Source organism: Flavobacterium bizetiae, from assembly GCF_902804475.1.
Taxonomy (GTDB): Bacteria; Bacteroidota; Bacteroidia; order Flavobacteriales; family Flavobacteriaceae; genus Flavobacterium; species Flavobacterium bizetiae.
The window spans coordinates 1-1,729 of sequence record NZ_CADCSU010000220.1 but is presented as its reverse complement, the minus strand read 5'-3'; the positions used below and the strand labels follow the sequence as shown (position 1 = coordinate 1,729).

The 1,729-nt window shown below is 29.1% G+C and carries 2 protein-coding genes; both read right to left on the bottom strand.

The features are described 5' to 3' along the window. Window positions 1-327: 327 nt before the first annotated feature. Window positions 328-783, bottom strand: a complete 456-nt coding sequence (locus FLACOL7796_RS24225) for a hypothetical protein (protein WP_173973332.1) — start codon at window positions 781-783, stop codon at window positions 328-330. Between the two features lie 177 nt (window positions 784-960). Continuing rightward, a complete protein-coding gene (locus FLACOL7796_RS24220; RefSeq protein WP_173973331.1) occupies window positions 961-1,596 on the bottom strand; it encodes a hypothetical protein in 636 nt (211 codons plus the stop codon). Between the last annotated feature and the right edge of the window lie 133 nt (window positions 1,597-1,729).

Here is a 1,729-nt window from a genome sequence, read left to right as displayed (position 1 = left end):
TTTCTAAGCAGAAATCATCAAAACAGAGAAATTAACTTTTCTAATACTTATTACTGACGATTATTTATAGCCAAAAAATGGCCAAAAAAGTGTTTTTAGTTAATTAAAAAATTAATCTGAAATGATCTTTGAAATTGAAAAAAAACAAACATTAAAAAAGTCTGTTTAAAAGAAGAAAAAATAAAAACTAATGATCCTGAAACTTACTAAGCAAGGATCATTAGTTGTGAAGAAAGAAACCAATACAGATGGAGTAATTGGTTTTAGGGCAAAAAAAAAGTTTATACTTTTCAGTATAAACTTTTTTTTCTTGCTTTAATTTGAAGATTACATTTCGTTCAATTCGTTGAATTCGTGTAATGATTTTAAAGTGTTTTCGTAAAATAAGATCGCTGCAACAAGGTTTCCTTTGTCTGAGTACGGCATCATTTTTCTTTGAAACTCTACTGTAGTATCTAAGAAAGTTGTAGTACCCACTGCCTGATTCTCTAATATTTTTTTGTGAACTCCATCGTCCGGAATACCTAAATCTGCCATAGTAACACCTGGTTTAGTAACCAAAGCGATGTAAGGGAGAGTTTTTACTAAAACTTTAATACGTTCGATGTATAGTTCTAAAAGTTCTCCTTTTTGCATACCACTTAATTCTTTTTGATCGTGGTATTTACGAATTAGGGCTGTTGTGCTAATAATACTTCTTGGCGCATTTTTTGCCTGTGCAGAAATTGCACCAGTTGTCAAGAAGAAAAGTACGCATAATAATAAAGTAATTTTGCTCTTCATTGTATAAATGTAATTGGTTGTTGATAAAAACAAAAATATATAAATTAACTTAAATTGCAACTTTATTAATTCCTTTTTTTATTTAATGATGGTAATTCCTTATTATATCGGCCTCTATTCTAACTATTTAATTAATTTTTGTGAGATCTGAAAAATTACCCTTATTTTCTGTTTTTTTTATGTTTTGATTATTCTAAAACGTCCCGGATACTTAATCCAGATGCTTTTTTTGTTGCCGTAATAGTCCATAAACTCTTCGCAAACAAAGACCGCATGTGCTTTTGACCACGCCACTACCCCACAATACTCACTGCCTGATTGACGCTTTAATTTTTGTATTTGTTTGCCCAGTTTAAAACCTAAATATTTATAGATGGTTGGTGTATAAACGGCACCATCTTCTAAATCTTCTAAGGCTTCATCAAAAGTAGATTCCTTATCAATAATTTGCTTGTATTTTGCCATTACTGCATAAGTTAACACAGCGTAATCTCTTATTTTTTCGCTCTCGCAATTGTCTTTAATAAATAGAAAACCTGCAGATATTTTGGCTTTATTTATTTCTTCATTTTTAAGATCAAATGAAGCGTCATTCTTTAGGGTTATCTTTTGTAAATTATCGTTTATTTTTTCTGTTACAAAAAGATTGTCTAATCCGTAAACATTCAAAGAAGCCTTAATAAAAGCAATTGATGAACAGTTGGTGCGTTCTCCTTGTTTAAAGCTTTCAAAAATTTGATCTGAACTTAATTGTGCATGCGAAGTCGAACAAATAAAAATGAAAAATAAAAATGTTGAAGTAACTAATTTCATTGTCTTTAGATTTTATAATTGTTTCCCCAATGATTATTTGGCGAATATATAGATTTACAAATCTATAAAAAATCAACTCATAGTTGTTTTTTGATTCTTAACTTTTATCAAAAATTATAAGATTGTTTTTTAC

What these genes read in the sequence shown, in the direction of transcription:
- FLACOL7796_RS24225 (WP_173973332.1), bottom strand. Translation starts at nt 783, where the DNA reads ATGAAGAGCAAAATTACTTTATTATTATGCGTACTTTTCTTCTTGACA.
- FLACOL7796_RS24220 (WP_173973331.1), bottom strand. Translation starts at nt 1,596, where the DNA reads ATGAAATTAGTTACTTCAACATTTTTATTTTTCATTTTTATTTGTTCG.